At 42.7% G+C, this 908-nt stretch carries 1 protein-coding gene; it reads left to right on the plus strand.

Annotation, left to right across the window (positions count from 1 at the left end; all coding sequences use genetic code 11):
• Positions 1-81 precede the first annotated feature (81 nt).
• The gene (locus GNE10_RS34835) at positions 82-876 is read left to right on the plus strand and encodes an IS5 family transposase (RefSeq protein WP_185570550.1); all 795 of its coding nucleotides are present in this window, start codon (positions 82-84) and stop codon (positions 874-876) included.
• Positions 877-908 lie beyond the last annotated feature (32 nt).

Below are 908 nucleotides of genomic sequence, written 5' to 3' on the forward strand. Positions count from 1 at the left end.
AGAGGATGTTTGGAAAGTGTAAAAAAACTCCAGTAACGGTATTCTGTCAGTAGATAAAAATGCGACAGAGTTACTAGAGCAATGTCTACATCATACCCAACAGACCTAACAGATGAACAATGGGAATTACTATCTGTGCTTATTCCTCCGGAAAATTCAGGGTGTCGTCCTCGTTGTGTTGACCTACGTGCTGTGGTTAGTGCTATCTTTTATATTCTTTGTGCGGGTTGTGCATGGCGAATGTTGCCTCATGACTATCCCAAATGGCAAACGGTCTACTATTACTTCCGCAAATGGCGAATTGATGGCACATGGGAGGTAATGAACCATAAACTTCAGCAGTGGGTACGTGTCCTGGAAGACCGCGAACCGAACCCAAGCGCGGCAATTGTTGATTGTCAATCTGTAGAGAATGGAACAATGGTATCCCAGGCTGTTGGCTTTGACTCCGGGAAATTAGTCAAAGGGCGTAAACGCCATCTACTTGTTGACACTCTTGGATTAGTTTTGATGGTTGTAGTTACCTCGGCTTATGAATCCGACAAAGCAGGAGCAAAACAATTATTCGCCCAAGCTAAGAACAGAATTAGCGATCGCTTAAATCATCTTGTGCTGATTTGGGTTGATGCTGGGTATCAAGGTGAAGGCTTCATCAAATGGGTGATGGACACTTATCGTTGGATTTTAGAGGTTGTACGCCGTCCCACTAACGCTAAAGGTTTTGTTCTGCTTCCAAGACGTTGGGTTGTAGAGCGTAGTTTTGGTTGGTTTAATTGGTGTCGTAGATTGAGTAAAGACTACGAAATTTTACCCCAGACCCATGAAACATTTGTACAAGTAGCAATGATTCGGTTAATGCTTAAAAGACTGGCTTAACTGAATTGTTTAATACTTTCCAAACATCCTCT

The sequence above is a fragment of the Nostoc sp. 2RC genome (assembly GCF_014222165.1).
Lineage (GTDB): Bacteria > Cyanobacteriota > Cyanobacteriia > Cyanobacteriales > Nostocaceae > Nostoc > Nostoc linckia.